The following is a 24,411-nucleotide window of genomic DNA, read 5'->3' as shown; positions in this document are numbered from 1 at the left end:
GTAGGTATAAATTTCTGTCGCACAGTTTGTGCAGGCTGGTCCTCTCCCGCATGCGTATGAACATTTCCCACGCGGTATAAGCAGGCGACCTGGCGGCTAAAACCAGCTGAGCCTTTCGCGCAAACTGACGACCTCACCCACGATAATCAGCGCGGGGCTGCTAACGCGGCAGGCCAGTGAGTCCAGTTCAGATAGCAACCCGCTGATGACGCGCTGCTGAGGAGACGTCCCGTTTTCCACCAGCGCCACCGGCATAGCCGCCGCCATCCCGTTTTCGATCAGTCGCTGGCGGATCTCTCCTGCCTGAGACAGCCCCATATAAAACACCAGGGTCTGCTGACCCGCGGCCAGATTATGCCAGTCCAGCGTGCCGTCAGCCTGCACGTGGCCGGTAATCAGCCGGACGCTTTGTGCAAGGTCACGGTGGGTAAGGGGAATGCCGCTATAGGCGGAACAGCCTGAGGCGGCGGTAATACCGGGCACCACGGAAAAGGGGATATTCGCCTGCCGCAGTGCCTCCAGTTCCTCGGCACCGCGGCCAAATATAAAGGGGTCGCCGCCCTTCAGGCGGACCACCCGCTTGCCCTGCTGCGCCAGTTGTACCAGTAGCAGATTAATTTCTTCCTGTGGAACGCAGTGGCTGCCCGCGCGTTTGCCTACAAACAGGCGTTCCGCATCGCGCCTGATAAGCTCAAGGACTCCCTCTGAGACCAGTCGGTCGTAGACCACGATATCCGCCTGCTGGATCTGTTGCAGGCCTTTCAGCGTCAGTAAGCCTGCGTCTCCCGGGCCTGCGCCCACCAGCACCACTTCGCCCCGGTGCTCCGGCTGCTGCTGAAAAAGTGCCTCGGTGAGCTGTTCCGTGCAGGATGCGTCGCCGCTTGCCAGCGACTGCGCCAGCCTGTTATGGCTGAAAAGCTTCTCCCAGAAGCGTCTGCGCTGCCCCATCTCACTGAACTGCCGTTTAACCCGCTGGCGAAGCAAACCGGCATGATCTGCTATTTTCCCCAGATGCTGGGGCAGCAGAGATTCAATTTTTTCACGCAGCAGGCGGGCCATCACCGGTGCGCGTCCGCCGCTGGAGATCGCAATCATCAGCGGCGAACGATCGACCACGGAGGGCATAATGGCGCTGGCCTGATCGGGCGCGTCAACAACGTTGCAGAATATCCGTCTGCTTTCTGCGCTGGCGTTCACCCGTTGATTAACGCCGGCGCTGTCGGTTGCAGCAATGGCCAGCCAGCAGTCATCCAGCATGGCAGGCGTGAAGGCGCCTTCTATAAGCCTTAGTTTGCCCGCCTGCTGCCAGTGGTGAAATTGTGGGGAGAAGGCGGGGGCGCAGACCCGCAGGTCGGCACCGGCCTTCAACAGGAGTCGGGCTTTCCGTTCGGCGACCTCACCGCCGCCCACCAGCAGGCAGCCCCTGCCGCGAAGCTGGCAAAAAAGGGGAAAATAATCCATTCAGACGGCGACCTCGACGAAGCCATCACGCACGCGGGCGGGCCATGACGCAATTGAGCGGCTTTCATCTTCCATACAGAGGCCATCACTCAGCCGGAACCGCTGCTTCTTAAGCGGGCTGGCTACCCACAGCGCCTGCTGGTGTTCAGCGATAATGCCGCGTGACAGTACGCTGGCGTTGGCAAAGGGATCAATGTTGCTGAGGGCGAAAACCTCATCGTCCGGGCGGGGACGAAAGAGGGCGATCTGTTGCTCGCCGACCCGCGCGCAGACGCCAGTTGCGGGGAGAATTTGTTCCAGTTCACAAATGCGGTGCCACTTACTCATAGCTTTTCCTCCAGAACCCTGACCGGCAAGCGCTCTTCCGCCCGCGCCGGCCGGTGCTGGTCACGTTCGGCGATGACCTGAACCAGCGGGTCACGGCTGCCATCATTGATAAAGTGTGCGAAGCGGCTATGCTGGCTGACATCGTCGACCGTTTCTTTCCATTCACAGCGGAAACCGGCACGTAGCTGGCTCATTTCGGCTTCCAGCTGGGCATTAAGCCCCAGGCTGTCGTGGATAATCACCTGTTTCAGGTAGTCGATCCCACCCTCAAGGCTCTCCAGCCACAGGGAGGTACGCTGTAATTTATCGGCGGTGCGGATATAGAACAGCATAAAACGGTCGAGATAGCGGATGAGCGTGGCGCTATCCAGATCGGCTGCCAGCAAATCAGCATGGCGTGGCTTCATACCGCCGTTCCCGCAGAGATAGAGGTTCCAGCCCTTCTCGGTGGCAATGATCCCCACGTCTTTGGCCTGCGCCTCGGCGCACTCGCGGGTGCAGCCCGAGACGCCAAACTTCATTTTATGCGGCGTACGAATGCCCTTATAGCGGTTTTCCAGTTCTACGCCGAGGCTGACGCTGTCGCCAACGCCAAAGCGGCACCAGCTGTTGCCAACGCAGGTTTTCGCCATGCGCAGGGCCTTAGCGTAGGCGTGGCCGGTTTCAAACCCGGCGGCAATCAGTTCAGACCAGATGGCGGGCAGATCGTCCTTTTGTGCGCCGAACAGACCGATACGCTGCGAGCCGGTAATTTTGCTGTAGAGGCGGTAGCGTCGGCCAATTTCGCCGATGGCGATCAGCCCCTCAGGCGTGATTTCGCCCCCCGGGGAGCGCGGGATCACCGAATAGGTCCCATCCTTCTGGATGTTGGCGAGGAAGATATCGTTACTGTCCTGGAGCGGCGTGTGCTGCGGAGTGAGCACGTATTCATTCCAGCATGACGCCAGCAGTGATGCGACCGTTGGTTTACATATCTCGCAGCCGTAACCGCTGCCGTGGCTGGCCAGCAGCTGCCCGAAGGTCCTGATCTCCTCCAGGCGAATCAGGTGGTAAAGTTCCTGCCGGGAGTAGGGGAAATGCTCGCAAAGGTGATGACTGACCGCGATCCCCTGCTGGCTCAGTTCGGCATTTAGCACCTGAGTAATTAGCGGCACACAGCCACCGCAGCCGCTCCCCGCTTTGGTTTCCGCCTTGAGCGCGGCAAGGGTATGACAGCCCCGCTTAACGGCCTGTACCAGCGCGCCTTTAGTCACGTCAAAGCAGGAGCAAATTTGTGCCGTGTCCGGCAGTGATTCCACCCCGGTAGCCGGTTTATCGCCCGCCCCGGCTGGCAGGATCAGCGCCGCAGGATTTTCCGGTAGGGGAATGCCATTAAGCATTAGCTGAAGCAGATTGCCATAGTCGGCGGTATCTCCCACCAACACCGCCCCGAGCAGCGTTTTGTTATCCGCGCTGACCACCAGTCGCTTATAGATTTGCTGATGTTCATCAAGCCAGATATAGCTTCTTGCGCCTTCCGTCCGTCCGCGCGTATCGCCAATCCCCCCCACTTCAACGCCCAGGAGCTTCAGCTTCGCGCTCATGTCCGCGCCGGTAAAAGCGCTGCTGTTGCCCAGCAAGCCTTCACAAACCACCTGCGCCATTTTATAGCCGGGCGCAACAAGGCCAAAGGCCCGACCCTGCCAGGCGGCACATTCGCCAATGGCATAAATATCGCCATCGGAGGTGACGCACTGGTCGTCAATCATAAAGCCGCCGCGCGGTGCCAGCGCCAAATCACAGCTTTTGGCCAGCGCGTCCTGCGGGCGAATACCGGTAGAGAAGACGATAAAATCCACCTCCAGCGCGCTGTCGTCACCGAATAGCAGCCTTTTGCCGCCTGCTGGCGTATCAAGGATCTCGCGGGTACTTTTGCCGGTATGAACGTGAACGCCCATCGCCTCAATTTTTTCGCGCAGCAGTGCGCCCCCGAGGGGATCGAGCTGCTCGGCCATTAGCACCGGCGCATACTCAATCACATGGGTTTCAATCCCGAGATCACGCAGAGCACCCGCCGCTTCCAGCCCCAGCAGGCCACCGCCCACGACGGCACCGTGCTGACTTTGGCGGGCGCGCGCCTCAATGGCATTCAGATCGTCGATAGTACGGTAGACGTAACAGTTTTTGCCGCTGGCTCCCTGTATTGGCGGAACCCAGGGGCGGGATCCGGTCGCCAGCACCAGCTTATCGTAGTGCACTTCGCGGCCTGCGCTGGAACGGACGATTTTCCTTTCACGGTCAATCTGGATGACGCACTCCTCCAGCAGCAGGTCAATATCGTGCTGCTGGTAAAACCCTTCGCGAACCAGCGACAGCGCGTCAACGGTATGATGGGTGAAATAGGCTGAGAGATGGACCCGATCGTAAGCGACCCAGGGTTCTTCACAAAAAACGGTAATAGCAAACTGGCCTGGTGCGGCTTTCTCTGCCAGCGCTTCAATCAGGCGGTGGCCAACCATGCCGTTGCCAATGATGACGAGTCGGGTGCGCATTTTTGCCTCACATTGCAAACGAATGCCGCTACCTTAGCGTGCTAAAAAGCGCGCTTATTGATGCATATCAATCCGTTTTCCAAATACCTCTTAATAGGTATGCCAATGATTTGATGGGTTTTTTTATAAGTTAGCGGAATCCTTCGGGTTTATGTGACTTCCCTGCGAGGGTGGGGCGAACGCTGGCTGTGCATAGTGTGGAATCAGTGATAGGGTTAAAACTGTGATTGCTGACCCCGGGAGTACATCAATGCAGGCTGTTAATTTGAAAAGAATAAACCATGTCCGACTGCCCTGGCGCGATGGACTCTGGCAAATCGAAATTCAGGACGGCAACATTGCACGTATTGCGCCGCAGGCCCGATGTGCCCCGCATCCGGAAGCGCTGGATGCCGAAGGCGGGCTGGCTTTCCCCCCCTTTATCGAACCCCACATTCATCTTGATACCACGCAAACGGCGGGAGAACCTGCCTGGAATCAGTCAGGTACGCTGTTTGAGGGGATTGAACGCTGGGCGGAGCGAAAGGCGCTGCTGAGCCATGAGGATGTCAAACAGCGCGCGCTTCAGACGCTAAAGTGGCAGATCGCCAACGGTATCCAGCATGTCCGCACCCACGTCGATGTCTCGGATCCCAGCCTCACCGCACTGAAGGCGATGCTTGAGGTCAGGCAGGAGATGGCCCCCTGGGTGGATATTCAGATTGTGGCTTTCCCTCAGGAAGGCATTCTCTCCTATCCCAACGGCGAGGCGCTGCTTGAGGAGGCCCTGCGACTGGGGGCAGATGTGGTGGGTGCCATTCCTCACTTCGAGTTCACCCGTGAATATGGCGTGGAGTCACTGCATAAAACCTTCGCGCTGGCACAAAAGTATCAGCGCATGGTGGATGTTCACTGCGATGAAATCGACGATGAGCAGTCCCGCTTCGTCGAAACCGTTGCGGCACTGGCGCTTAAGGAGAAGATGGGGGAGAGGGTGACGGCCAGTCATACCACCGCGATGCACTCCTACAATGGTGCCTATACTTCGCGCCTGTTCCGCCTGCTGAAGCTGTCAGGCATCAATTTCGTCGCCAATCCGCTGGTGAATATCCATTTGCAGGGCCGCTTTGATAGCTATCCGAAGCGCCGCGGCATTACGCGGGTGAAGGAGATGCTGGAGGCCGATATTAACGTCTGCTTCGGGCACGATGATGTGTTTGACCCCTGGTATCCGCTGGGAACCGCCAACATGCTCCAGGTGCTGCATATGGGACTGCACGTCTGTCAGCTTATGGGCTACGCGCAAATTGATGCCGGTATCAATCTCATTACCCATAACAGCGCCAGAACGCTACAGCTGAAGGATTATGGTATTCAAAGCGGTAACAGTGCCAATATGGTGATCCTCCCGGCAGAGAGTGGCTTTGACGCACTGCGTCGTCAGGTTGCGGTACGCTATTCCATTCGACAGGGAAAAGTCATTGCTGAAACGCAGCCGGCACAGACCACGATTCACCTCGGGGAGAGTGAGCAGGTGGATTTCCGTCGCTGAGCATCGTCGATAGTCGCTGAGCATCGTCGGTAATCGTGTGGATTTCCGATGCTGAGCGCATCGTCGATCGCGCTAACGGTGTGGGTGACTGAACTGGCAAGCCTTGCGGCCTGCCAGGGGTTTATTATCAGTGGGAACCGGTGTGCGGGTGCTGCTTATGCTTGCTAACAAAGCCCAGCAGCAGGCACATCACAAATACCACCGCATAGAGACCGTTAGCGGTTAGCAGCGCCGCATGCGCGCCGCCTTTCTCAACAATTGGACCGGTCACGACGAAGGTCAGCATGGTTCCGACGGTGCCGCAGGTCAGGATGAAGTTGACCAGCTTAGGTGAGGAGACCCGGGTTTGCAGAGAGCCGAGGGTAATGATGGTGGTATAGATTGCGCTGGAGAAGAAGCCCAGGCTGATCATTATCCACTTCAGCATTGCGGCATTCTCGCTGCTGACAAACCAGTACATCAGCAGCGTAGCCGCCAGCGCCAGCACGGTCAGAATACGCTGCGGGTCAAAGAAGCGCAGTATGGCGCTGAAAATCCACATGCCTATCATGTATGACGTCCAGAAGTTACCGACCAGACCACCCGCCTGTGTAATGTCCATCCCCATGCTTTTGGTGGCATACTGCGGCACCCAGCCGATAAAGCCCAGCTGGCCCAGGATATAGCAGAGGGCGGCAATCGACAGGAACAGCACGCCGATACCCCATTTCTCTTTTTCAACCGTCTGGTGATTCGCGGATTTTTTGCCCAGCACCGGAAACTCGAAGCAGAGCGCCAGAATAAAGATCGCGACGTAAATGACGCCGATACAGGCATAAACCCAGTACCAGGGAAGCGACCGCGCCAGAATAGCGGCAGCAATAATCGGGAAGATGGTTCCGGCCATGCTGAAGAAGGAGTCGGTAAACAGCAGGCGCGATCCGCGCTGACGCCCTTCATACAGATGGGTGATGAGGAATGTCCCGATGGACATCGTAATCCCGCTCACCACGCCCAGCACAAACATACAGAGCGAGAATATGCCCAGGCTGTGACTGTTCATCAGCCCCAGCACCGCCAGCACCATCAGCACAAAGCCGAACATCAGCTGACGCTTCAGCGGGATAATCTCCATCAGCCAGGCGTTGAGAAACACCGCCGCGAGAATGCCCGCATTAAGGAAGGTAAAGGTGTTGCTCATCTGCGCAACGGGGAGATGAAAGTAATCAGCAATATTTTCCAGTACCATACCGGTGACAATTACTACCGCGCCGGTAAGCGCATAGGAAAAAAAGCTGATCCAGGTGAGACCGATTCGATCGCGATTAGTCATAGTGGGAGCCTGCATGTTAAAAAGATCCTGGTACGCAAAAACGACGTAATTTTCGGAAGTGTAGCGATATTCGTGATCGGCTTAAATCAATAATGAAACATTTATTTTCATATTCATTGGATCCGTGATGAATATCACTCCACGCCTCAGAGGAAAACGGTTGCGCAGTGACATTTCGCACGTAAATAAAAGTAAAACGCTGGCGCGTAACTAACCGCCTCTTTACAATCAATTTTGTTTTTCTGACCACCGCCCTCAGAAAGGAATTTTCCATGTTAAAACGCACTTTGGCAGCCGTCGCTACCGTACTGGCACTCTCCTCACTTTCCGTATCTGCACTGGCTGCGAAAGGGGATACCCATGTTCTGCTGACGACCTCAGCGGGAAATATTGAACTTGAACTGAATAATCAGAAGGCACCCGCCTCGACGAAGAACTTTGTCGACTACGTTAACAGCGGCTTCTATAACAACACGCTTTTTCATCGCGTGATCCCTGGCTTTATGGTGCAGGGCGGCGGCTTTACCACCGATATGCAGCAAAAGCCCACCAGAGCGCCGATTAAAAACGAAGCGGATAATGGCCTGCTGAACAAACGCGGTACCGTCTCCATGGCCCGCACCGCTGACAAAGACAGCGCCACCAGCCAGTTCTTTATCAACGTTGCCGATAACGCTTTTCTCGATCATGGTCAGCGTGACTTTGGCTACGCGGTATTTGGTAAAGTCGTTAAAGGTCAGGATGTGGCAGACAAAATTTCCCAGGTTCAGTCACAGAACGTCGGCCCTTATCAGAATGTCCCGGTTAAGCCTGTCGTTATCCTTTCAGCTAAAGTGCTGCCTTAACGGTTTCGACCTGCGTTCTGCGTTCCTTCCCGCCCGCGCTCTCAGGGCGGTAAGCGCGGCCTTCAGGCCGCGTTTTGCTATCCAGAGCAAAGTGATAAACGGACAGGGGGAAAATGCGTAGAATAGCGGCGTCTTCATCCGGCCCGGAGCCTCCATGCTGCTGCTTATTGATAATTACGACTCTTTCACCTGGAATCTCTACCAGTATTTCTGCGAGCTGGGGGTGGACGTGTGTGTCCAGCGCAATGATGCGATGACGTTAGCGCAAATTGACGCGCTGCGTCCGCAGCATCTGGTTATCTCTCCCGGGCCCTGTACGCCCAACGAAGCGGGTATTTCCCTGGCGGCTATTCGTCATTTTGCCGGCAGGATACCGATCTTAGGCGTCTGCCTGGGGCATCAGGCCATTGCCCAGGCGTTTGGTGGCCGGGTTGTTCGCGCCCGCCAGGTGATGCACGGCAAAACGTCACCGGTTGAACACCGTGACGGCGGCGTGTTTGCCGGACTGAATCATCCCCTGACCGTCACGCGCTACCATTCACTGATTGTTGAGCAGGCATCGCTACCCACAGAGTTTGAAGTCACGGCCTGGACGCTGCGCAACGGCCAGCCCGATGAGATTATGGGGCTTCGCCATCGTGAGCTGCGGCTGGAAGGGGTGCAATTCCATCCGGAAAGCATTCTTAGCGAGCAGGGGCATCAGCTGCTGGAGAATTTCCTTAAGCCGTAAATTAAGTTGCCTTTGAGTGGTTTTTTATGCATATTTTGTGACTAATATTTCACTTTCATGCAACGAAACAAATGGGGTCACCGATGGCAGCGGACAAATCAGCGGTAACGCGCGCGACGTTTGATGAGGTTATTTTGCCTGTTTATGCACCCGCGCAGTTTGTGCCGGTCAGGGGCAAAGGCAGCCGCGTCTGGGATCAACAGGGCAAAGAGTATATCGATTTTTCCGGTGGTATCGCGGTGACCGCGCTGGGCCACTGCCACCCTGCGCTGGTTGAGGCGTTAAAAACCCAGGGCGAGACCCTGTGGCACACCAGCAATGTCTACACCAACGAGCCTGCGCTGCGTCTGGCCAGCAAGCTGATTGCCGCCACCTTTGCCGACCGCGTCTTTTTTGCTAACTCCGGTGCGGAAGCCAATGAAGCCGCCTTTAAGCTGGCGCGCTACTATGCTGCCAAACGCCATTCGCCCTATAAAAGTAAAATTATCGCCTTTCACAACGCCTTTCATGGTCGCACGCTGTTCACCGTGTCCGTCGGCGGGCAGCCGAAATATTCCGATGGCTTCGGGCCTAAACCTGCCGATATCGTCCATGTTCCCTTTAACGATCTCGCTGCGGTGAAAGCGGTCATTGACGACCATACCTGCGCTATCGTAGTGGAACCGATCCAGGGCGAGGGCGGAGTGATGCCCGCTACCCAGGCATTTATGCAGGGGCTGCGCGAACTGTGCGATAAACATCAGGCGCTGCTGGTGCTGGATGAAGTGCAGAGCGGCATGGGCCGCAGCGGCAAGCTGTTTGCCTGTGAGCACTATGGCGTGGTGCCTGATATCCTCACCACTGCCAAAGCCCTGGGCGGCGGCTTCCCGGTCAGCGCGATGCTCACCACCGATGAGATAGCGTCAACCATGTCGCCGGGCGTCCATGGCACCACCTATGGCGGTAATCCGCTGGCCTGCGCCGTGGCAGAGGCCGCGCTGGATATCATCAACACCGAATCGGTGCTGAGCGGTGTGGAAGCGCGTCGCGAGCAATTTGTTGCGGCGCTAACCGCGCTGGACGCCAGGCGGCCGGTCTTCAGTGATATCCGGGGCAAGGGGCTGCTGATCGGGGCCGCACTCAGGCCGGAGCATGCCGGTAAGGCGCGGGATATTCTTCATGCCGCAGCGGATGAAGGGGTGATGGTCCTTAACGCGGGAACGGACGTGCTGCGCTTTGCGCCTTCGCTGGTGATTGAGCCTGCCGATATTGAAGAGGGCATGGCCCGCTTTGCCAGGGCGGTAGAAACAGCGCTATTCTGACGGCATGAAGCATGAAGCATGAAGCATGAAGCATGAAGCATGAAGCATGAAGGGAGATTATTGGATGGCTGAAAACCCCGCGTTATGCTTGCCTGCTCTCCTCCCGCTTCTCTCTGTGCTTGCTGCCTTTCGTTTCAGGCGCTTTTTTTAAGCGGCGCGACAGCCAGCGTCCATGATGGGGTCTGTCGCGCCAGGCCAGCGAAGAGATGGTATGCATAATCCTGAGGTGATCGAGTATCTGCCTCAGGTGTCGCTCCAGAATCGTTATCGGTCCCTGTTCAAACTCTCCCTGTACATCCTCCAGCACGTTAGTATCCGAGCCGGGACCATCATACTCCAGCCGCTGCTGGCAGCGCTGAAGGGCGATTTCACAGCTTTGCAGGTAGCGCTCGGCCAGCGCCGGTGTAAGCATCGTATGTTCACGGGCGAGGATGGTCATCGCGTTGATATGCTCGACAATAAACTGACTGTGCGTCACCCACAGCTTCATGTCTGCCAGATAGTTTGAATCAAACCCCGGTTCCTGCATGGCCTGATTAAGCGAGTTGAACACCGCATTATGCGCCTGGTTGGCGCGCATACGCTGGTAAGCCAGCCTGACCGGATTCTGCTCGCTGCCAAGCAGCATTTGCAGCGCATCCTGGTAGGTGCCCAGCGCGTCGTGGGCATTTTGCCGCAGCAGCCCGCTTTGCCACTGGGGCCACAGCCAAATCATGCCGCCAAAGGCAATCATGCATCCCATCAGCGTATCCATCAGCCGCGGCAGCAGGAAGTCAGCGCCGTTCAGCGAGAGCAACTGTAGCGAGTACACGGCGGTGACGGTAAAACCAATCATCGCCCAGCCATAGAACTTGCGGATAACCAGGTAGCTGACCAGCGTGATAACCAGCATTATCGACAGCACCATCGCCTCAGGCGCGTGGAGGCGCAGGGCGACGGCGGCGATAATCAACCCGGCCAGCGTACCGAGTGCACGGTGCTGGATGCGTACGCGGGTGGCGCTGTAGCCATTCTGGCTGACAAACATCACCGTCATCAGGATCCAGTAGGGCTTGGGCAGGTCGAAAAACATCGCCAGGGTACTGGCGAAGGTGAGCATCACGGCAAAGCGGGCGGCGGTGCGCAGGGCGGCAGACTTCAGCGACAGATAGCTTTTGCAGGCGGCCAGCAGCGGCAGGCGGCGCTGGCGATCGGCCATCAGGTCGCGCTGATATAAAGGGCGCTGCGTGCGCAGGACGCGCGCAATACGGCTGAAGTGGTAGTAGCAGAACTGTCCCACCGGATTATCCCGGCTTCGACGGGCGATTTTTTCAAGTGCGCCGAGCGGCTTGTCCATCACAAAGCGCTCCGGCAGCCGGTGGTAGAGAATATCATCGGCCAGCTCCCGCAGTCGAGCGGCGATGGTTTGCGCGTTCCAGCGAATGACCGCTTCAGCATGGCTTTTTTCGACCAGCTTCTGCACCTCTTCAGGCTGATGCAGGCTGACGGAGATATGCTCCTGCAAATCCAGTGCGACCTGAAACGCGCGGATGAGACGTTTATGATGGCTGTCGCGGTTGGCGGCCAGCATATGCATCTGCTGATAGCAGATGCCGATCAGATCGACGGCTTTTTGCTGGCGGGCCAGCAGCGGCGGCAGGGCTTTTTCAGGATCGGTCAGACGGGTGAGCAGGGTATATTTGGCTTCACAATAGTCGGCCAGCTCGCGGTATAGCAGGCTGAGGGTTTCGCGCATCGGCTGCTCTTTCCACAGCCAGAACCAGAACCAGTTGAACACCCCGTACCAGATCGTCCCCAGCACGTAGAGCAGGGGCGGCTCCCATATCGGCATGCGACCGGCCAGACTCAGGGTGAAGATGGCGGCGATAAGCGATCCGGGCAGCAGCCTGGCATGCAGTGGGCTGATTTCACCCGTGACGCCCAGCAGCATTGCCATAGCAAACAGAATCGCAGGCAGGGGAACGCTGTGCTCACCCAGGTACTGGATCAGAAAGCTACTAAAGGCAAACAGGCTTCCGCCCACGATAAGGCGTTTGAAAAAGCGCTTATGCGGCGTATCCAGACCGGCGTTATTGCAGCATGCGGGTACCAGGGAGAACAGCAGTCCCTTTTGCAGATCGCCCAACAGCCATCCAATCGCTACTGGTAAACAGAGCACCAGCGTCTGACGCAGGGCATAGTTAACCTCAGGATGATAAATCAGTCTGCGCCACATCGCTCCATACCAATAAAAAAGGCGCAACGGGAGGTTGCGCCGGGGGGATCAGAGCCGGTTAGCGCGTGCCATAAACTACGATAGTTTTACCGTGTGCGGAGATCAGATTCTGATCTTCCAGCATTTTGAGTATGCGGCCCACGGTTTCGCGCGAGCAGCCCACAATCTGACCAATTTCCTGGCGGGTGATTTTGATCTGCATCCCATCCGGGTGAGTCATTGCATCCGGCTGCTTAGCCAGATTCAGTAGCGTCTGCGCGATGCGACCCGTCACATCGAGGAAAGCTAAATTCCCCACTTTCTCAGACGTCACCTGCAGGCGACGAGCCATCTGCGAAGAGAGTCGCATCAGAATATCAGGGTTAACCTGAATAAGCTGACGGAATTTCTTATAGGATATTTCAGCCACTTCACAGGCGGTTTTCGCCCTGACCCATGCGCTACGCTCCTGACCCTCTTCAAACAGGCCAAGTTCACCGATAAAGTCGCCCTGGTTGAGGTAAGAGAGGATCATCTCTTTGCCTTCCTCATCCTTAATGAGCACCGCTACTGAACCTTTCACGATGTAGTAAAGCGTTTCCGCTTTCTCACCCTGGTGAATTAGCGTGCTTTTGGATGGATACTTATGAATATGGCAATGTGACAGGAACCATTCAAGAGTCGGGTCTGTTTGCGGTTTGCCGAGAACCATTCGCGATTATCCTCTGTTGTCATCATGCCTAAACACAGGGGCAGAGTTCCCTGTCAGGCGTTGAAATAGTGACGCGTTTCCCCTCAGGGAAATTATCCCGAACCCTGTCGCAGGCCTGGGTCGTTATGTTGTGCCGTTTCGTCATGCTTGTAGAGTACGAACGAAATTATTACAGCTTTGTTTGTAGCACAGCTTGGAACGAGTGTCTTGTGTTGTCTCGCTTCAGCATAGTGTGAAAATTGTCGCATTGCCGTTTTTGTTGCCGAAGCGTAATCTGGCGTTAACTGAATGACTTAGAGGGATTTGTTATGCAAGCACGTGTTAAATGGGTAGAAGGGCTCACCTTTTTGGGAGAATCCTCATCTGGACACCAGATTTTAATGGACGGCAATGCGGGCGATAAGGCACCCAGCCCAATGGAAATGGTGCTGATGGCGGCCGGCGGGTGTAGCGCCATCGACGTGGTGTCAATCCTGCAAAAGGGGCGCCATGACGTGGCTGACTGCGAGGTCAAACTGACTTCCGAACGCCGGGAAGAAGCACCCCGTCTGTTCACCCATATCAACCTGCACTTTATTGTCAGCGGTAAGGGCCTGGAGGAGAAAGCCGTTTCCCGCGCCGTCGACCTGTCGGCAGAAAAGTATTGCTCCGTTGCCCTGATGCTGGGCAAAGGCGTTGAAATCACCCACAGCTTTGAAGCGATCGAAATTTAACATTCCATTAGCCCCAGCCTGTGGGGCTAATGCGCAGTGGCCCAGACTGTTTTTTTCTCTGTGCTTAACGCACGGTGTCTCAGACTATCTTTTTCCCCTCAATCAGACGCCTGACCAGCGGCCCCATTATCAGCTCCATCGCCAGCCCCATTTTGCCGCCCGGCACCACCAGCGTATTGATCTGAGAGATAAACGCGCCCTGCAGCATCGACAGGAGATAGGGGAAATCAATATCCTCCAGCGCCTGGAAGTGGATAACCACAAAGCTTTCATCAAGCGATGGGATACCGCGTGCCGCAAACGGATTGGAGGTATCCACCGTAGGTACGCGCTGAAAGTTGATGTGGGTGCGCGAAAACTGCGGGGTAATATAGTTGATGTAGTCCTCCATCGAGCGTACCACGGAGTCCATCACCGCCTCGCGGGAGTGCCCCCGCTCGCTGGTGTCGCGGACCAGCTTTTGGATCCACTCAAGGTTGACGATCGGTACCACGCCGACCAGCAGATCGACATTCTCCGCAACGTTATGCTGCGGCGTCATTACGCCACCGTGTAAACCTTCATAGAACAGCACGTCAGTCGGCTCGGGCAGCGGCTGCCAGGGCGTAAAGGTGCCCGGCACCTGGTTCCAGGGTACCGCTTCATCGTAGGTGTGCAGGTATTTACGCGACTGGCCGCTGCCGCTGCGGCCATATTCGGCAAACGTGTGCTCCAGCAGGGCAAAATCGTTAGCCTCGGGGCCGAAATAGCTGATATGGCGGCCCATATCACGCGCTTTACGAATAGCCATATCCATTTCAGGACGCGTAAAGCGGTGGAAGCTGTCACCTTCAACTTCAGCGGCATGGAGGTTTAGCTGCTGAAAAATTTTGCGGAAGGCCAGGCTGGTAGTCGTGGTTCCCGCACCGCTGGAACCCGTTACGGCAATCACAGGATGTTTGGCTGACATGGCTAACGACTCTCTGAGAAAAACGCATCAAGGCGGCATTGGTAACACGATTTGCGTCCGGGTGTCACGCCCGGTCACGATCGCTAACCGGTAATCCTGCCGCGCGGCATAATATTCACCGTCTCGTGGAGTTCGGACCAGACCAGTACGGCTTCACCACTGATAAGCTGACGGCGTACGTCCTCCACTTTCTGCGTCAGCGAGCGCTCCTGCTCGCCGTAGTCGGTGCCTTCTCTCAGCACGAAAGATTCAATCAGGTTATCCAGCGTCTCTGCGTCCAGCTCTTTCCAGGGAATAATCACGTTAGTTGTCCAGCCAGGTTGAAAGCCATTCGGGGATACGCTGCTCCAGCCACATTTCGGGGCTGCGCAGGGTCCCCCCAACAAATCCTACATGCCCGCCGTGCCGGGTGAGCTGATACTCCACCGACGGGGGCAGCAGGTCAGGCGCGGGGATAACCTCATCAGTCATAAAAGGGTCGTCCCTGGCATGAATAATCAGTAGCGGCTTGCGTACGCCGGGCAGCAGCGGCATGGCGCTACAGCGTTGATAATAGTCCGTCGCGTCAAGAAAGCCATGGGCAGGCGCGGTGATGGCGTTATCGAAGTCACGCAGCGTTTTTAATGCTTCCAGCCCGGGCAGGTCAACCGGCAGCGTACCCGGCCATGCACGTAGCTTTCGCCCGGCATTTTGCTTTAGCAGGTTTAGCAGGTAGCGCTGGTAAACGCGCGACAGCCCCTGCTCCAGCTTCCTGCTGCACGGCTCAAGCATCAGCGGCGCGGAGACCACCACTGCGGCATCGATCAGGCAATCTTCTCTCTGCTCTCCCAGCAGGCAGGCGAGCATATTTCCCCCCAGCGAAACGCCAACGGCCGCAGTTGGGACGCGACCCCATTCGTCGCGCAGCCACTGCATAAAATAGCGCGCATCGCCGGTTTCGCCCGAGTGGTAAATCCTCGCCAGGCGATTTGGTTCGCCGCTACAGCCGCGAAAATGCATAACGACGCCCAGCCATCCGCGATCGCGGAATACCTGAAGCAGCCCGTGCGCATAGGGACTGGTAAAGCTGCCCTCCAGCCCGTGAAACAGGACCACCCTGGGCTTATGCCGCGCCAGCGCCGGATTTTCACTCCAGGCCAGATCGACGAAATCGCTGTCCGGCAGAGTCAGCCGCTGCCAGTGGGGCTGTAGCGTGATACGTCGGCGAATCAGCCGGGGCAGAAGCGTTTGCAAATGCGCATTACTCATGCCCGGCAGGGCATTAAATGGGCTCGCCGGGGGGCGATTAAAATTCATATTCAAAATGCTTGTAGGATCTCTGTCACATTGTTAGCTTCAAAGCGTCTGCTTTTTTCAGGGGGTGAGGAGCACCCATATCATATGGAACTGAATTTATTTTTATCCATGCTCGGCTTTCTGTGGGTTGCTGCGATCACGCCAGGCCCTAATAATATGTTACTCACCGCCTCCGGCGCCAATTTTGGTTTTTTGCGCTCGCTGTGGCTGATAATCGGCATCATGATCGGTATGCAGGTCATGTTGCTTCTGGTGGCCTTCGGCGTCGGCGGATTGATTCTGCTTTATCCCTCCCTTCACCTTATCCTGAAAATTGCCGGTAGCGCTTATCTTCTCTGGCTGGCATGGAAAATAGCAACCGCGAAGTATGAAAAACTGGACCCCGGCGACGGCCCGGCTTCACCGATGCCATTCTGGCAGGGTGGGCTGTTGCAGCTGGTTAATCCAAAAGCCTGGCTGATGGCGCTGGGTGCGGTGGCAAGCTTCAGCCTGGCCGGTGAGGCCTATCGCGGTTCAGTCATCGCCATCAGCGCGGCGATGGCACTGGTGAATGCGGTTTCCGGCGTTATCTGGCTGGGTTTCGGGACGCTGATTGGGCGTATCCTGCGCAGCCGCCGGGCCTGGACGATTTTCAACGTCTTTATGGGCTTACTGACCGCCGCCTGCGTGCTGCTGATTTGGCACTAAATCACTGCGCGGAATAGCGCTGCACCTTGTTGCTGCTATTGAGTTTAACGATCAGAGGGAAGATGAGCAGGGGGGGCAGGCGGGGGAGCGACATAAACCCGCCGCTACCCTGAATAATGCGCTTAAGGTCCGGGTAAAATGTGATCCAGACGATACTAATGGATATTAGCCAGAGTCTGATTGAGGCCTGTAATCATTGAGGGGGCCACAAGCTCCGTTAATAAAAACGCATTATAAATTCATTGAAAGTTCATCGGAAATTCATTGAAAGTTCATTGAAGATATTACTAAAAAAGTTTTTAATCTCAGTTCAGGTCTGGCTCACCCAAAGCGACGCCATTGGTGCGTATACCCGGTCGATAATCAGAATAAGGCCAGTTGAATTAAAAATAACGCAGTGCTAGCTTCACTTAACTTTTCCGCTATCCCCCTGGGGGTATTATGCACTCGCGTATTAAGCATCTCGATGGGATGCGTGGTTTAGCTATTCTTCTGGTCATCGGTTACCATGCCTATGTGCGATGGGAGGCGTTATTACCCTATTCCCATATTACAAAGCATATTCCTGTTTTCTCTTTCGGCTGGCTTGGCGTTGAACTGTTTTTTATGATTTCGGGATTTGTCATATTTATGACACTGGACAAATCCGACAGTTACCTCAGCTTTCTTAGAAAACGCTGGCTGCGTTTATTTCCGGCGATGCTCATTGCCAGCCTGCTGCTTTACCTGGCGGGGGGCCTGTTCCCGGAATGGACAGACATCGCGCCCCATGCAAAAAATCTGCTGCCCGGGCTAATTTTCATCAATCCTGAAACGCTTTCACAAATTACCGGAATAGAATTTAAGTCGTTAGCAGGTTCTTTCTGGTCGCTGTACGTTGAAGCGCTGTTCTATGTGATTATCGGTGCCGTCTATTTTACCCTGGGAAGACGGTACTGCTTACCCGCGCTGCTGGTACCGATGCTGCTTTTATCGGCCTCTTCGGTTCTGAAGTCTTTAGGACATCCCGGTTTGATCGATGTTATTTCAAAGTTTGGCTTCATTCATTATTCATGGTTTATGGTGGGTTGTCTGGTTTATGAAAGGATGCACAATCGCGATAAATTGTTTCACTACGCGTTAGTCATATTCGGGATGCTAATCAACTTCAGCTATTACGTGAAAAATGCGGGAGCGATAACTCTGCTTCCACTGCTATTAGTTATGGTGTTTTTCATTGCCAGTTTTTATTCAAAATGGCTGGAGAGAATACTGTCCGTGCGATTCCTGACGGCGATGGGCTTTGCCAGCTATGCCTTCTATTTACTTCATGAAAACCTGATGATCGGTTCGCTGATTAAAATTAATCGCTACATTACCAACGAGTGGGTGATGCTGCTGATGCCCATTGTGGTGGCGACCGTACTTTATTACATTGCGTATCTGATCAGTCAATATGCCGAACCAGCGCTAAGAAACAGGTTGAGAAGCCGGAGAGTGCCCGCAGCAAAAGCAGGTACAGGAGCGTAAATTACCTTTTGGAGTCTGACGTCCAATGGAACGGAAACGTACGTTTAAAACGTAACATTATGATTTTAAATTTATAAAGTAACAGGTTATCCAGACAGGTTTATGTTGATTTCATCACCGGGTTGATTAACCCCAAAAATGCCGAAAGCTCAATGTGTACTGGCGTTTACTAAAAGAGTAAACATAGCCCGACGTTTGCTTTATTCGCCGAATCTGCTTAAAAAATACATTTAGCATACAGTTCCGTATGGTTGGGTTTCAAACCGCCTTATTAGTGCGTTTACTGTAGTCTTGCCGCCGTGTTGGCAACACTTTTATCAGTGGTCAGCCTCTCTGGTTCACTGTGGTGTCTAATCACTTTGCGAAAAAAGCGTAATGCAGCAGCATCGCGTTTGGCGATCAGCAGTAAGTCGATGGTCTGGCCTTCAGTGTCGACGGCCCGCTACAGATATTTCCACTGCCCTTTAACTTTGATGGCTTAATGAGAGCAAAGCTGCAAAATGCAACATCTGGCTTTTTTTGAACTGATCTAAGTAGAAATCACTTATCTATGAAAGGTTCGCCGTAGCCATGACCCATTGATGATTCAGTGATATGTAATGTGGTCGGCTAAAAACGACCACATTACGTTTTATTAATTTTTATTTTTTCGTAAAAATACCATTTTCCACTATGTGACTATCTTTTCCAAGTGTCAGGCCGGCATTTGGATAGGCATGTGCGACGGCACAGAGATCCTTGCCTGCGGTAATGCGTGACCCAGTTACATCTGTGTTTTCTTGTTTACCGTTTACGCTGAATACTGGATTATAGGTAGTTAGTTTTGCGTGAGGTACGCAGTTACGTTTTGAAGGATCGGATGGCTCGCCGTTGAATGGAAGCCATTCATCAAAAAACGTCGCTTTTCGCCATAACATTCCCCAGGATTTTGGGGTCATATATTCTCCTATAGTGATCCGTTCGCCGGTACTACTGTCCGTTATTGTACCCAGCCATTTATTGTAACCTGAATCACCGCTTTCTTCTTTTTCAATATTAAGCCAATATTTTCTCCCCTCTTCAAATTCGTAAGCCACACGACAGGAAACGCCCTTTCCTCCATCAGCGTCAGAATTACAGCTTGCAGAAGTAGATTTAGCACCATCACCAAATACACCGAAGACGGCAATATTTGATTTCTCCTCTGCACGGGGCTGGATCCCTATGTATCCCTGATGGTTTCCTTCATAAAAGATATACGTATTTGCCCAGAAATACCCTTTCTGTTTAGTCATGCTGTCAACCTGAATTCCCACCGTCATAGAATCATAGTTATGTCCACTCGGGGCTTCATAGAATATCGTAGGATCAGCGTGAACGATGCCTGCCGAAAGGATTAGTGCAAATAATGAAAATTCAAATTTCATATTCCCTCCTTTTGTTACAACCATATAAATATTTAGATACTCCGGGTTTATTTTTTAAGGTTTCGTCAGCAGAAATTTTATTACTTTAATGAAGGTTTCTTATGATTCCCTCAGCTTGATTATGGTGCTAATTAAAATGCTACAATGGCCTCTGCTTAATGACTCGCTCTATTATTCGGCGTACTGAAATATAGCGGATGCGTGATGGTTAAATTCCAGGTGCGGATGCCATCCTCTTTACAGATATAGAGGTCTTACGTGCGACATCCGGATAAACGATTCGGCGGCTATCAATCAAGCTCCCAGCGGGAACGTTTGTGCAGTAACGCATGGTATAAATAAACCGTGCACTGCTAATTTTTCATTAAGAATAAATTCAACCTCAGTATCTTATAAAACCTGGTAATACGCCCTGCTTATTATGGCTACTAATAATATTTTAATTGGGTTGTGACAGAATACCTGATTGCTGTCAGACGATATTCTCCATACCCCCACGTACATACAGAAATGCTGTTTCAATGGGACTGCCTTTAACTTCAGTGCACTGTAACGCTAACTGCAGGCAAAGACGGGATCGCTGGAATGCTAAACAATGCAAGCCCTTATTTACTGGCAAATAGTAAAACCCCGCCGCCATTGCCCATAGATACTACAGTACGAACTAAAGTTACTCATCTTAAAATATCTCTGTTTTTATGAAAATAAAAATTACATTTATTATCAATGAGATAAATTTGTTTCTATGAAAAAAAGGTATGAGGCAGGTTTTTACATGTCTACAAATAAATATAATTTGCCCGGCGTAAGGATTAATACATAAACATGTAAGATTGCGCTCTGGCCGTTGCCATATCTACTCTGTAAAAATCTAGTACCATGCGACCGGCTATATTCTGAAAACACCGGGGTTGAAATTTTTTATGCATAATCAGCCACGTACATTTAGGTACAAAGAATACATGATCATCATTTGTGGCTGTCACTATTTTGCGAAAAGTGGGCACTGCCAGTCGGAGAAAAACTATACTTTTCTTTTGCTGACCGAGTAGGTAACAAAACCACTGTTTCTGCCAGAATATCTCAGCGATGAAAAACTGCGCCATAACATTCGGGCCGCTAATCTGGTGATTTTCACAATTGAAAGACGCTGACCCAGGTTTTTAAGGAACCGGAAGCTGAGGGGAGGGCCAACGGAAGGTCATAATGAATTGTCATCGATTAGGACCCTGATGAGAGATGCTTTCGAGGTTATCGTTCGCTAAGCGGATACTTATATCCAGTATGTTTACATTCCATTGGCTCCCGAACTCTCTTTTCTGCAAAGCTATCCCGCTTTTCTTCTAAGCAAAAATAATTATAAGCGATACTTTTTAATTACTTTATTGCCATTGTCGCTGTCGGTTACAAAGAGGTTATTCAACGAATAACAATGACAACCGGAGCAGGGCAATGGCGCATAAATTCTCATTATCACTGATTGCAGCGGCACTTTCACTTTCGGCATTAACGGCGCAGGCCGTCGACGTCACCGTGGCGTATCAGACTTCGGCAGAGCCCGCTAAGGTGGCGCAGGCCGATGGCACCTTCGCCAAAGAAAGCGGGGCGCAGGTGGACTGGCGTAAGTTTGACAGTGGTTCAAGCGTCGTGCGTGCGTTAGCCTCCGGTGACGTACAGATTGGTAATATCGGCTCCAGCCCCCTGGCAGTAGCCGCCAGCCAGCAGGTGCCGATTGAGGTTTTCCTGCTGGCGTCGCAGTTAGGGAATTCCGAGGCGCTGGTGGTGAAAAAGTCCATCAACAGCCCGAAGGATCTGATTGGTAAGCGTATCGCCGTTCCCTTTATCTCCACCACCCACTACAGCCTGCTGTCAGCGCTGAAGCACTGGGGCATTAAACCCGACCAGCTACAGATTGTTAACCTGCAGCCACCGGCTATCGCAGCCGCCTGGCAGCGCGGCGATATCGACGGCGCTTACGTCTGGGCACCTGCCGTAAACGAACTGGAGAAAGATGGCCGGGTCCTGACGGATTCCGCGCAGGTCGGCAAATGGGGATCGCCAACGCTCGATGTCTGGGTGGTGCGCAAAGATTTTGCGGAAAAACATCCTGACGTGGTCACCGCATTTGCCCGCAGCGCACTCGCCGCACAGAAAGGCTACCTTGATAATCCGGATCGATGGCTGAAAGAGGGCGGTAACCTCAGCAAGCTCTCCCGCCTGAGCGGCGTACCGGAGCAGCAGGTGCCGGACCTCGTGAAGGGCAATACCTATCTCACCGCACAGCAGCAGGTGCAGGAGCTGGCTCAGCCGGTAAATAAGGCCATTGTCGATACGGCGAAATTTCTGAAGGATCAGGGCAAGGTTCCGCAGGCGTCCAGCGATTACAGCAGCTATGTCACCGACCGGTTTGTTAAGCAAATTGCTGAGTGATTAAGGGGTTCCCATGCTTGCAGTCTCACATCTGACCGCCCGTTATGACGGTCATCCTGCGCTGGAAGATATCAATCTCTCCATCGCCTCCGGGGAGCTGGTGGTGGTGCTTGGGCCTTCAGGCTGTGGCAAAACCACGCTGCTCAACCTGGTCGCTGGTTTTCTTCCGGCGGAGTCCGGCAGCATCACGCTGGACGGTAAAGTCGTTACCGGTCCGGGGGCGGAACGCGGCGTAGTGTTCCAGCACGAAGGGCTGCTGCCGTGGCGGAACGTGCTGGATAACGTTGGTTTTGGCCTCCAGCTGGCGGGCGTGGCGAAAAATGTGCGACGCGATCGGGCCAGGGCAATGCTCAGAAAGGTGGGGCTGGAGGGCGCGGAAAAGAAATTTATCTGGCAGCTCTCCGGCGGAATGCGTCAGCGGGTGGGCATCGCCAGAGCGCTGGCGGCCGACCCGCAGCTGCTCCTGCTGGATGAACCTTTCGGTGCGCTGGATGCGTTTACCCGCGAACAGATGCAGGAGCTGCTGCTGAATCTCTGGCGCGACAGCGGCAAGCAGGTGTTGCTGATTACTCATGATATTGAAGAGGCAGTGTTTCTTGCCAGCGAGCTGATCCTGTTATCGCCGGGGCCGGGAAGAATTATCGAGCGGCTCTCTCTGGACTTTGGCCGCCGTTATGCACGCGGTGAGGCCTGCCGGGCGATTAAGTCCGATCCGGCGTTTATCGAGCGCCGGGAGTATGTTTTAAGTCGTGTATTTCAGCAGCGTGAGGTCTTTTCATGAGTATTGTCACCAGTGAAAACACCCGCGCCGACCGCACCCGGCTGCGCTGGCCTTTCAGTCGGCAACTGACCCTTAGCGTCGTGACGCTGCTGGTACTGCTATTCCTGTGGTGGGGCGTCACCTCACTGAAGCTGATTGCGCCGCTGTTTCTCCCTGCACCGCAGCAGGTCTTTCATCAGCTGCTGACCATTGCCAGTTCAAAGGGTTTTATGGATGCCACTCTGTGGCAGCACCTTGCGGCCAGCCTGACGAGGATTGTTATCGCGTTGCTGGCAGCGGTACTTATTGGCGTACCGGTAGGGATAGCGATGGGGCTGAGTGAAACCGTGCGCGGCATCCTCGATCCGCTGATTGAGCTTTACCGCCCGGTGCCGCCGCTGGCCTATTTGCCGCTGATGGTAATCTGGTTTGGCATTGGCGAAACGTCGAAAATTTTGCTGATTTACCTGGCCATTTTCGCCCCCGTGGCAATGTCGACGCTGGCCGGGGTGAAAAGCGCTCAGCAGGTTCGCCTGCGTGCCGCCCAGTCACTGGGTGCCAGCCGCTGGCAGGTTTTATGGTACGTCGTACTGCCGGGCGCGCTGCCGGAGATTTTAACCGGCCTGCGTATCGGGCTGGGCGTGGGCTGGTCAACGCTGGTCGCGGCAGAGCTTATCGCCGCCACGCGCGGGCTGGGATTTATGGTGCAGTCAGCGGGTGAATTCTTAGCGACGGATGTGGTCCTCGCGGGTATCGCCGTTATCGCCCTGATTGCCTTCACACTTGAGCTGGGCCTGCGCAGCGTGCAGCGCCGTTTAACCCCCTGGCATGGAGAAAATTTATGAACGAACGTCTGACGATTACCGCGCTGGGCCCGTATATCGGCGCACGGGTTTCAGATATTAATCTGGCCCTGCCGCTAAGCGATGCGCAGTTTGAGCAGCTGTATCACGGACTCATCCGCCACCAGGTGCTGTTTTTCCGCGATCAGCCCGTGACGCCGCAACAGCAGCGCGCCCTGGCGGCCCGCTTTGGCGATCTGCATATCCATCCTGTTTACCCTCATGCGCCGGACGTAGAGGAAATTATCGTGCTGGATACTCACGATAATAATCCACCGGATAATGACAACTGGCATACCGACGTCACCTTTATCGAGACGCCGCCAGCCGGGGCGATTCTGGCCGCGAAACGGCTGCCGGAAAGCGGAGGGGATACGCTGTGGGCCAGTGGGATTGCCGCTTACAATGCGCTTTCTGAACCCTTCAAACAGTTACTGAGTGGTTTGCATGCTGAGCATGATTTTAAGAAGTCGTTTCAGGAGTACAAATACCGTAGCAGCGAGGAAGAACATGCGCGCTGGAAGCAGGCAGTGGAGAAAAATCCGCCCTTACTGCACCCGGTGATCCGCACCCATCCGGTCAGTGGGAAAAAGGCGCTGTTCGTCAATGAAGGCTTTACCACCCGCATTGTCGATCTCAGTCAGAAGGAGAGTGATGCCCTGCTTAACTTCCTGTTTGCCCATATCACTAAGCCGGAGTTTCAGGTGCGCTGGCGCTGGCAGGAGAATGATATCGCCATCTGGGATAATCGCGTGACGCAGCATTACGCCAACGCCGATTATATGCCCGCCCGGCGTATCATGCATCGCGCGACGATCCTGGGCGATAAGCCGTTTTAATGAACGGCTAAAAGTGGCTAACGCCGTGATGCGGGC

21 protein-coding genes and 1 pseudogene are annotated in these 24,411 nt (G+C 54.4%); 11 read left to right on the top strand and 11 right to left on the bottom strand.

What is annotated here, in order from left to right; all coding sequences use genetic code 11:
- Window positions 1-96: 96 nt before the first annotated feature.
- Genes cysG through nirB form a run of 3 tightly spaced genes read right to left on the bottom strand, consistent with a single transcriptional unit; the run spans window position 97 to window position 4,319 of the window.
- Complete coding sequence (gene cysG, locus AAGR22_RS20200) at window positions 97-1,461, bottom strand: siroheme synthase CysG (RefSeq protein ID WP_345829270.1); 1,365 nt, start codon at window positions 1,459-1,461, stop codon at window positions 97-99.
- The gene (gene nirD, locus AAGR22_RS20195; RefSeq protein ID WP_345829269.1) at window positions 1,462-1,788 is read right to left on the bottom strand and encodes a nitrite reductase small subunit NirD; all 327 of its coding nucleotides are present in this window, start codon (window positions 1,786-1,788) and stop codon (window positions 1,462-1,464) included.
- Complete coding sequence (gene nirB / locus AAGR22_RS20190) at window positions 1,785-4,319, bottom strand: nitrite reductase large subunit NirB (RefSeq protein ID WP_345829267.1); 2,535 nt, start codon at window positions 4,317-4,319, stop codon at window positions 1,785-1,787. The genes nirD and nirB overlap by 4 nt, the downstream gene beginning before the upstream one ends.
- A 250-nt stretch (window positions 4,320-4,569) precedes the next feature.
- On the opposite strand from nirB, the gene AAGR22_RS20185 reads away from it, so the two are divergent.
- Window positions 4,570-5,850, top strand: a complete 1,281-nt coding sequence (locus AAGR22_RS20185; protein ID WP_345829265.1) for a cytosine deaminase — start codon at window positions 4,570-4,572, stop codon at window positions 5,848-5,850.
- A gap of 127 nt (window positions 5,851-5,977) precedes the next feature.
- Here AAGR22_RS20185 and tsgA read toward each other — a convergent pair whose 3' ends face one another.
- Window positions 5,978-7,162 (bottom strand): MFS transporter TsgA, encoded by a 1,185-nt coding sequence (tsgA, locus tag AAGR22_RS20180; protein WP_067709883.1) that lies wholly within the window; start codon window positions 7,160-7,162, stop codon window positions 5,978-5,980.
- Between the two features lie 272 nt (window positions 7,163-7,434).
- Between tsgA and ppiA the strand changes: the two genes are divergently transcribed.
- The 3 genes from ppiA to AAGR22_RS20165 all read left to right on the top strand — a co-directional run bounded on the left by ppiA (window position 7,435) and on the right by AAGR22_RS20165 (window position 10,038).
- On the top strand, window positions 7,435-8,007 hold the full coding sequence (gene ppiA, locus AAGR22_RS20175; protein ID WP_345829264.1) for a peptidylprolyl isomerase A: 573 nt from the start codon (window positions 7,435-7,437) through the stop codon (window positions 8,005-8,007).
- 154 nt (window positions 8,008-8,161) lie between these two features.
- A complete protein-coding gene (locus tag AAGR22_RS20170; RefSeq protein ID WP_067709885.1) occupies window positions 8,162-8,737 on the top strand; it encodes an aminodeoxychorismate synthase component II in 576 nt (191 codons plus the stop codon).
- An 83-nt stretch (window positions 8,738-8,820) separates the two neighbouring features.
- Window positions 8,821-10,038 carry an aspartate aminotransferase family protein gene (locus AAGR22_RS20165; RefSeq protein ID WP_345829263.1) on the top strand — a complete coding sequence of 406 codons (1,218 nt, stop codon included), beginning with the start codon at window positions 8,821-8,823 and terminating at the stop codon, window positions 10,036-10,038.
- An 82-nt stretch (window positions 10,039-10,120) separates the two neighbouring features.
- On the opposite strand, the gene AAGR22_RS20160 is transcribed toward AAGR22_RS20165, so the two are convergent.
- On the bottom strand, window positions 10,121-12,253 hold the full coding sequence (locus AAGR22_RS20160) for a YccS/YhfK family putative transporter (RefSeq protein ID WP_345829262.1): 2,133 nt from the start codon (window positions 12,251-12,253) through the stop codon (window positions 10,121-10,123).
- A gap of 58 nt (window positions 12,254-12,311) precedes the next feature.
- A complete protein-coding gene (gene crp / locus AAGR22_RS20155; protein ID WP_000242758.1) occupies window positions 12,312-12,944 on the bottom strand; it encodes a cAMP-activated global transcriptional regulator CRP in 633 nt (210 codons plus the stop codon).
- 308 nt (window positions 12,945-13,252) lie between these two features.
- On the opposite strand from crp, the gene AAGR22_RS20150 reads away from it, so the two are divergent.
- Entirely contained in the window at window positions 13,253-13,657 is a 405-nt protein-coding gene (locus tag AAGR22_RS20150; protein WP_067709888.1) for an OsmC family protein, read from the top strand.
- A gap of 79 nt (window positions 13,658-13,736) precedes the next feature.
- Here the strand turns inward: AAGR22_RS20150 and AAGR22_RS20145 are convergent, their stop codons facing one another.
- From AAGR22_RS20145 to AAGR22_RS20135, 3 genes are all read right to left on the bottom strand, one after another.
- Entirely contained in the window at window positions 13,737-14,606 is an 870-nt protein-coding gene (locus tag AAGR22_RS20145; protein ID WP_067709890.1) for a phosphoribulokinase, read from the bottom strand.
- Window positions 14,607-14,689: 83 nt separating this feature from the next.
- Entirely contained in the window at window positions 14,690-14,908 is a 219-nt protein-coding gene (locus AAGR22_RS20140) for a YheU family protein (protein ID WP_067709891.1), read from the bottom strand.
- A gap of 1 nt (window position 14,909) precedes the next feature.
- Entirely contained in the window at window positions 14,910-15,902 is a 993-nt protein-coding gene (locus tag AAGR22_RS20135; protein WP_345829260.1) for a hydrolase, read from the bottom strand.
- Between the two features lie 84 nt (window positions 15,903-15,986).
- On the opposite strand from AAGR22_RS20135, the gene AAGR22_RS20130 reads away from it, so the two are divergent.
- Together AAGR22_RS20130 and AAGR22_RS20125 are read left to right on the top strand one after the other, a co-directional pair.
- Window positions 15,987-16,589, top strand: a complete 603-nt coding sequence (locus AAGR22_RS20130; protein ID WP_067709895.1) for a LysE family translocator — start codon at window positions 15,987-15,989, stop codon at window positions 16,587-16,589.
- A 441-nt stretch (window positions 16,590-17,030) separates the two neighbouring features.
- Window positions 17,031-18,098 (top strand): acyltransferase, encoded by a 1,068-nt coding sequence (locus AAGR22_RS20125; RefSeq protein WP_067709897.1) that lies wholly within the window; start codon window positions 17,031-17,033, stop codon window positions 18,096-18,098.
- A 292-nt stretch (window positions 18,099-18,390) separates the two neighbouring features.
- Here AAGR22_RS20125 and AAGR22_RS20120 read toward each other — a convergent pair.
- Window positions 18,391-18,573, bottom strand: a pseudogene (locus AAGR22_RS20120) (DDE-type integrase/transposase/recombinase); the annotation flags it as partial.
- Window positions 18,574-18,739: 166 nt separating this feature from the next.
- A complete protein-coding gene (locus AAGR22_RS20115; protein WP_345829258.1) occupies window positions 18,740-19,504 on the bottom strand; it encodes a hypothetical protein in 765 nt (254 codons plus the stop codon).
- A gap of 1,452 nt (window positions 19,505-20,956) precedes the next feature.
- Between AAGR22_RS20115 and tauA the strand changes: the two genes are divergently transcribed.
- The 4 genes from tauA to tauD are packed head-to-tail and all read left to right on the top strand — an operon-like array spanning window position 20,957 to window position 24,375.
- Window positions 20,957-21,934, top strand: a complete 978-nt coding sequence (gene tauA, locus AAGR22_RS20110) for a taurine ABC transporter substrate-binding protein (protein ID WP_345829256.1) — start codon at window positions 20,957-20,959, stop codon at window positions 21,932-21,934.
- A 13-nt stretch (window positions 21,935-21,947) separates the two neighbouring features.
- Window positions 21,948-22,715: a taurine ABC transporter ATP-binding subunit gene (gene tauB, locus AAGR22_RS20105; RefSeq protein WP_345829254.1), complete on the top strand. Its 768-nt coding sequence runs from the start codon at window positions 21,948-21,950 to the stop codon at window positions 22,713-22,715.
- Window positions 22,712-23,539 (top strand): taurine ABC transporter permease TauC, encoded by an 828-nt coding sequence (gene tauC / locus AAGR22_RS20100; RefSeq protein WP_067709900.1) that lies wholly within the window; start codon window positions 22,712-22,714, stop codon window positions 23,537-23,539. Before tauB ends, tauC begins: the two co-directional genes overlap by 4 nt.
- Window positions 23,536-24,375 (top strand): taurine dioxygenase, encoded by an 840-nt coding sequence (gene tauD / locus AAGR22_RS20095; RefSeq protein WP_345829249.1) that lies wholly within the window; start codon window positions 23,536-23,538, stop codon window positions 24,373-24,375. The genes tauC and tauD overlap by 4 nt, the downstream gene beginning before the upstream one ends.
- Window positions 24,376-24,411: the final 36 nt, after the last annotated feature.

Origin of the sequence: Erwinia sp. HDF1-3R (genome assembly GCF_039621855.1) — a bacterium.
Lineage (GTDB): Bacteria > Pseudomonadota > Gammaproteobacteria > Enterobacterales > Enterobacteriaceae > Erwinia.
Note: the sequence above shows the minus strand (reverse complement) of the source record. Positions and strands in the feature narration are given on the sequence as shown.

Coding starts and splice junctions, on each gene's coding strand:
- AAGR22_RS20135 (WP_345829260.1), bottom strand. CDS start 15,902: ATGAATTTTAATCGCCCCCCGGCGAGCCCATTTAATGCCCTGCCGGGC.
- tauC (WP_067709900.1), top strand. CDS start 22,712: ATGAGTATTGTCACCAGTGAAAACACCCGCGCCGACCGCACCCGGCTG.
- crp (WP_000242758.1), bottom strand. CDS start 12,944: ATGGTTCTCGGCAAACCGCAAACAGACCCGACTCTTGAATGGTTCCTG.
- AAGR22_RS20170 (WP_067709885.1), top strand. CDS start 8,162: ATGCTGCTGCTTATTGATAATTACGACTCTTTCACCTGGAATCTCTAC.
- ppiA (WP_345829264.1), top strand. CDS start 7,435: ATGTTAAAACGCACTTTGGCAGCCGTCGCTACCGTACTGGCACTCTCC.
- AAGR22_RS20130 (WP_067709895.1), top strand. CDS start 15,987: ATGGAACTGAATTTATTTTTATCCATGCTCGGCTTTCTGTGGGTTGCT.
- tauA (WP_345829256.1), top strand. CDS start 20,957: ATGGCGCATAAATTCTCATTATCACTGATTGCAGCGGCACTTTCACTT.
- tsgA (WP_067709883.1), bottom strand. CDS start 7,162: ATGACTAATCGCGATCGAATCGGTCTCACCTGGATCAGCTTTTTTTCC.
- AAGR22_RS20115 (WP_345829258.1), bottom strand. CDS start 19,504: ATGAAATTTGAATTTTCATTATTTGCACTAATCCTTTCGGCAGGCATC.
- AAGR22_RS20185 (WP_345829265.1), top strand. CDS start 4,570: ATGCAGGCTGTTAATTTGAAAAGAATAAACCATGTCCGACTGCCCTGG.
- tauD (WP_345829249.1), top strand. CDS start 23,536: ATGAACGAACGTCTGACGATTACCGCGCTGGGCCCGTATATCGGCGCA.
- cysG (WP_345829270.1), bottom strand. CDS start 1,461: ATGGATTATTTTCCCCTTTTTTGCCAGCTTCGCGGCAGGGGCTGCCTG.
- AAGR22_RS20165 (WP_345829263.1), top strand. CDS start 8,821: ATGGCAGCGGACAAATCAGCGGTAACGCGCGCGACGTTTGATGAGGTT.
- AAGR22_RS20150 (WP_067709888.1), top strand. CDS start 13,253: ATGCAAGCACGTGTTAAATGGGTAGAAGGGCTCACCTTTTTGGGAGAA.
- tauB (WP_345829254.1), top strand. CDS start 21,948: ATGCTTGCAGTCTCACATCTGACCGCCCGTTATGACGGTCATCCTGCG.
- AAGR22_RS20145 (WP_067709890.1), bottom strand. CDS start 14,606: ATGTCAGCCAAACATCCTGTGATTGCCGTAACGGGTTCCAGCGGTGCG.
- AAGR22_RS20125 (WP_067709897.1), top strand. CDS start 17,031: ATGCACTCGCGTATTAAGCATCTCGATGGGATGCGTGGTTTAGCTATT.
- nirD (WP_345829269.1), bottom strand. CDS start 1,788: ATGAGTAAGTGGCACCGCATTTGTGAACTGGAACAAATTCTCCCCGCA.
- AAGR22_RS20160 (WP_345829262.1), bottom strand. CDS start 12,253: ATGTGGCGCAGACTGATTTATCATCCTGAGGTTAACTATGCCCTGCGT.
- nirB (WP_345829267.1), bottom strand. CDS start 4,319: ATGCGCACCCGACTCGTCATCATTGGCAACGGCATGGTTGGCCACCGC.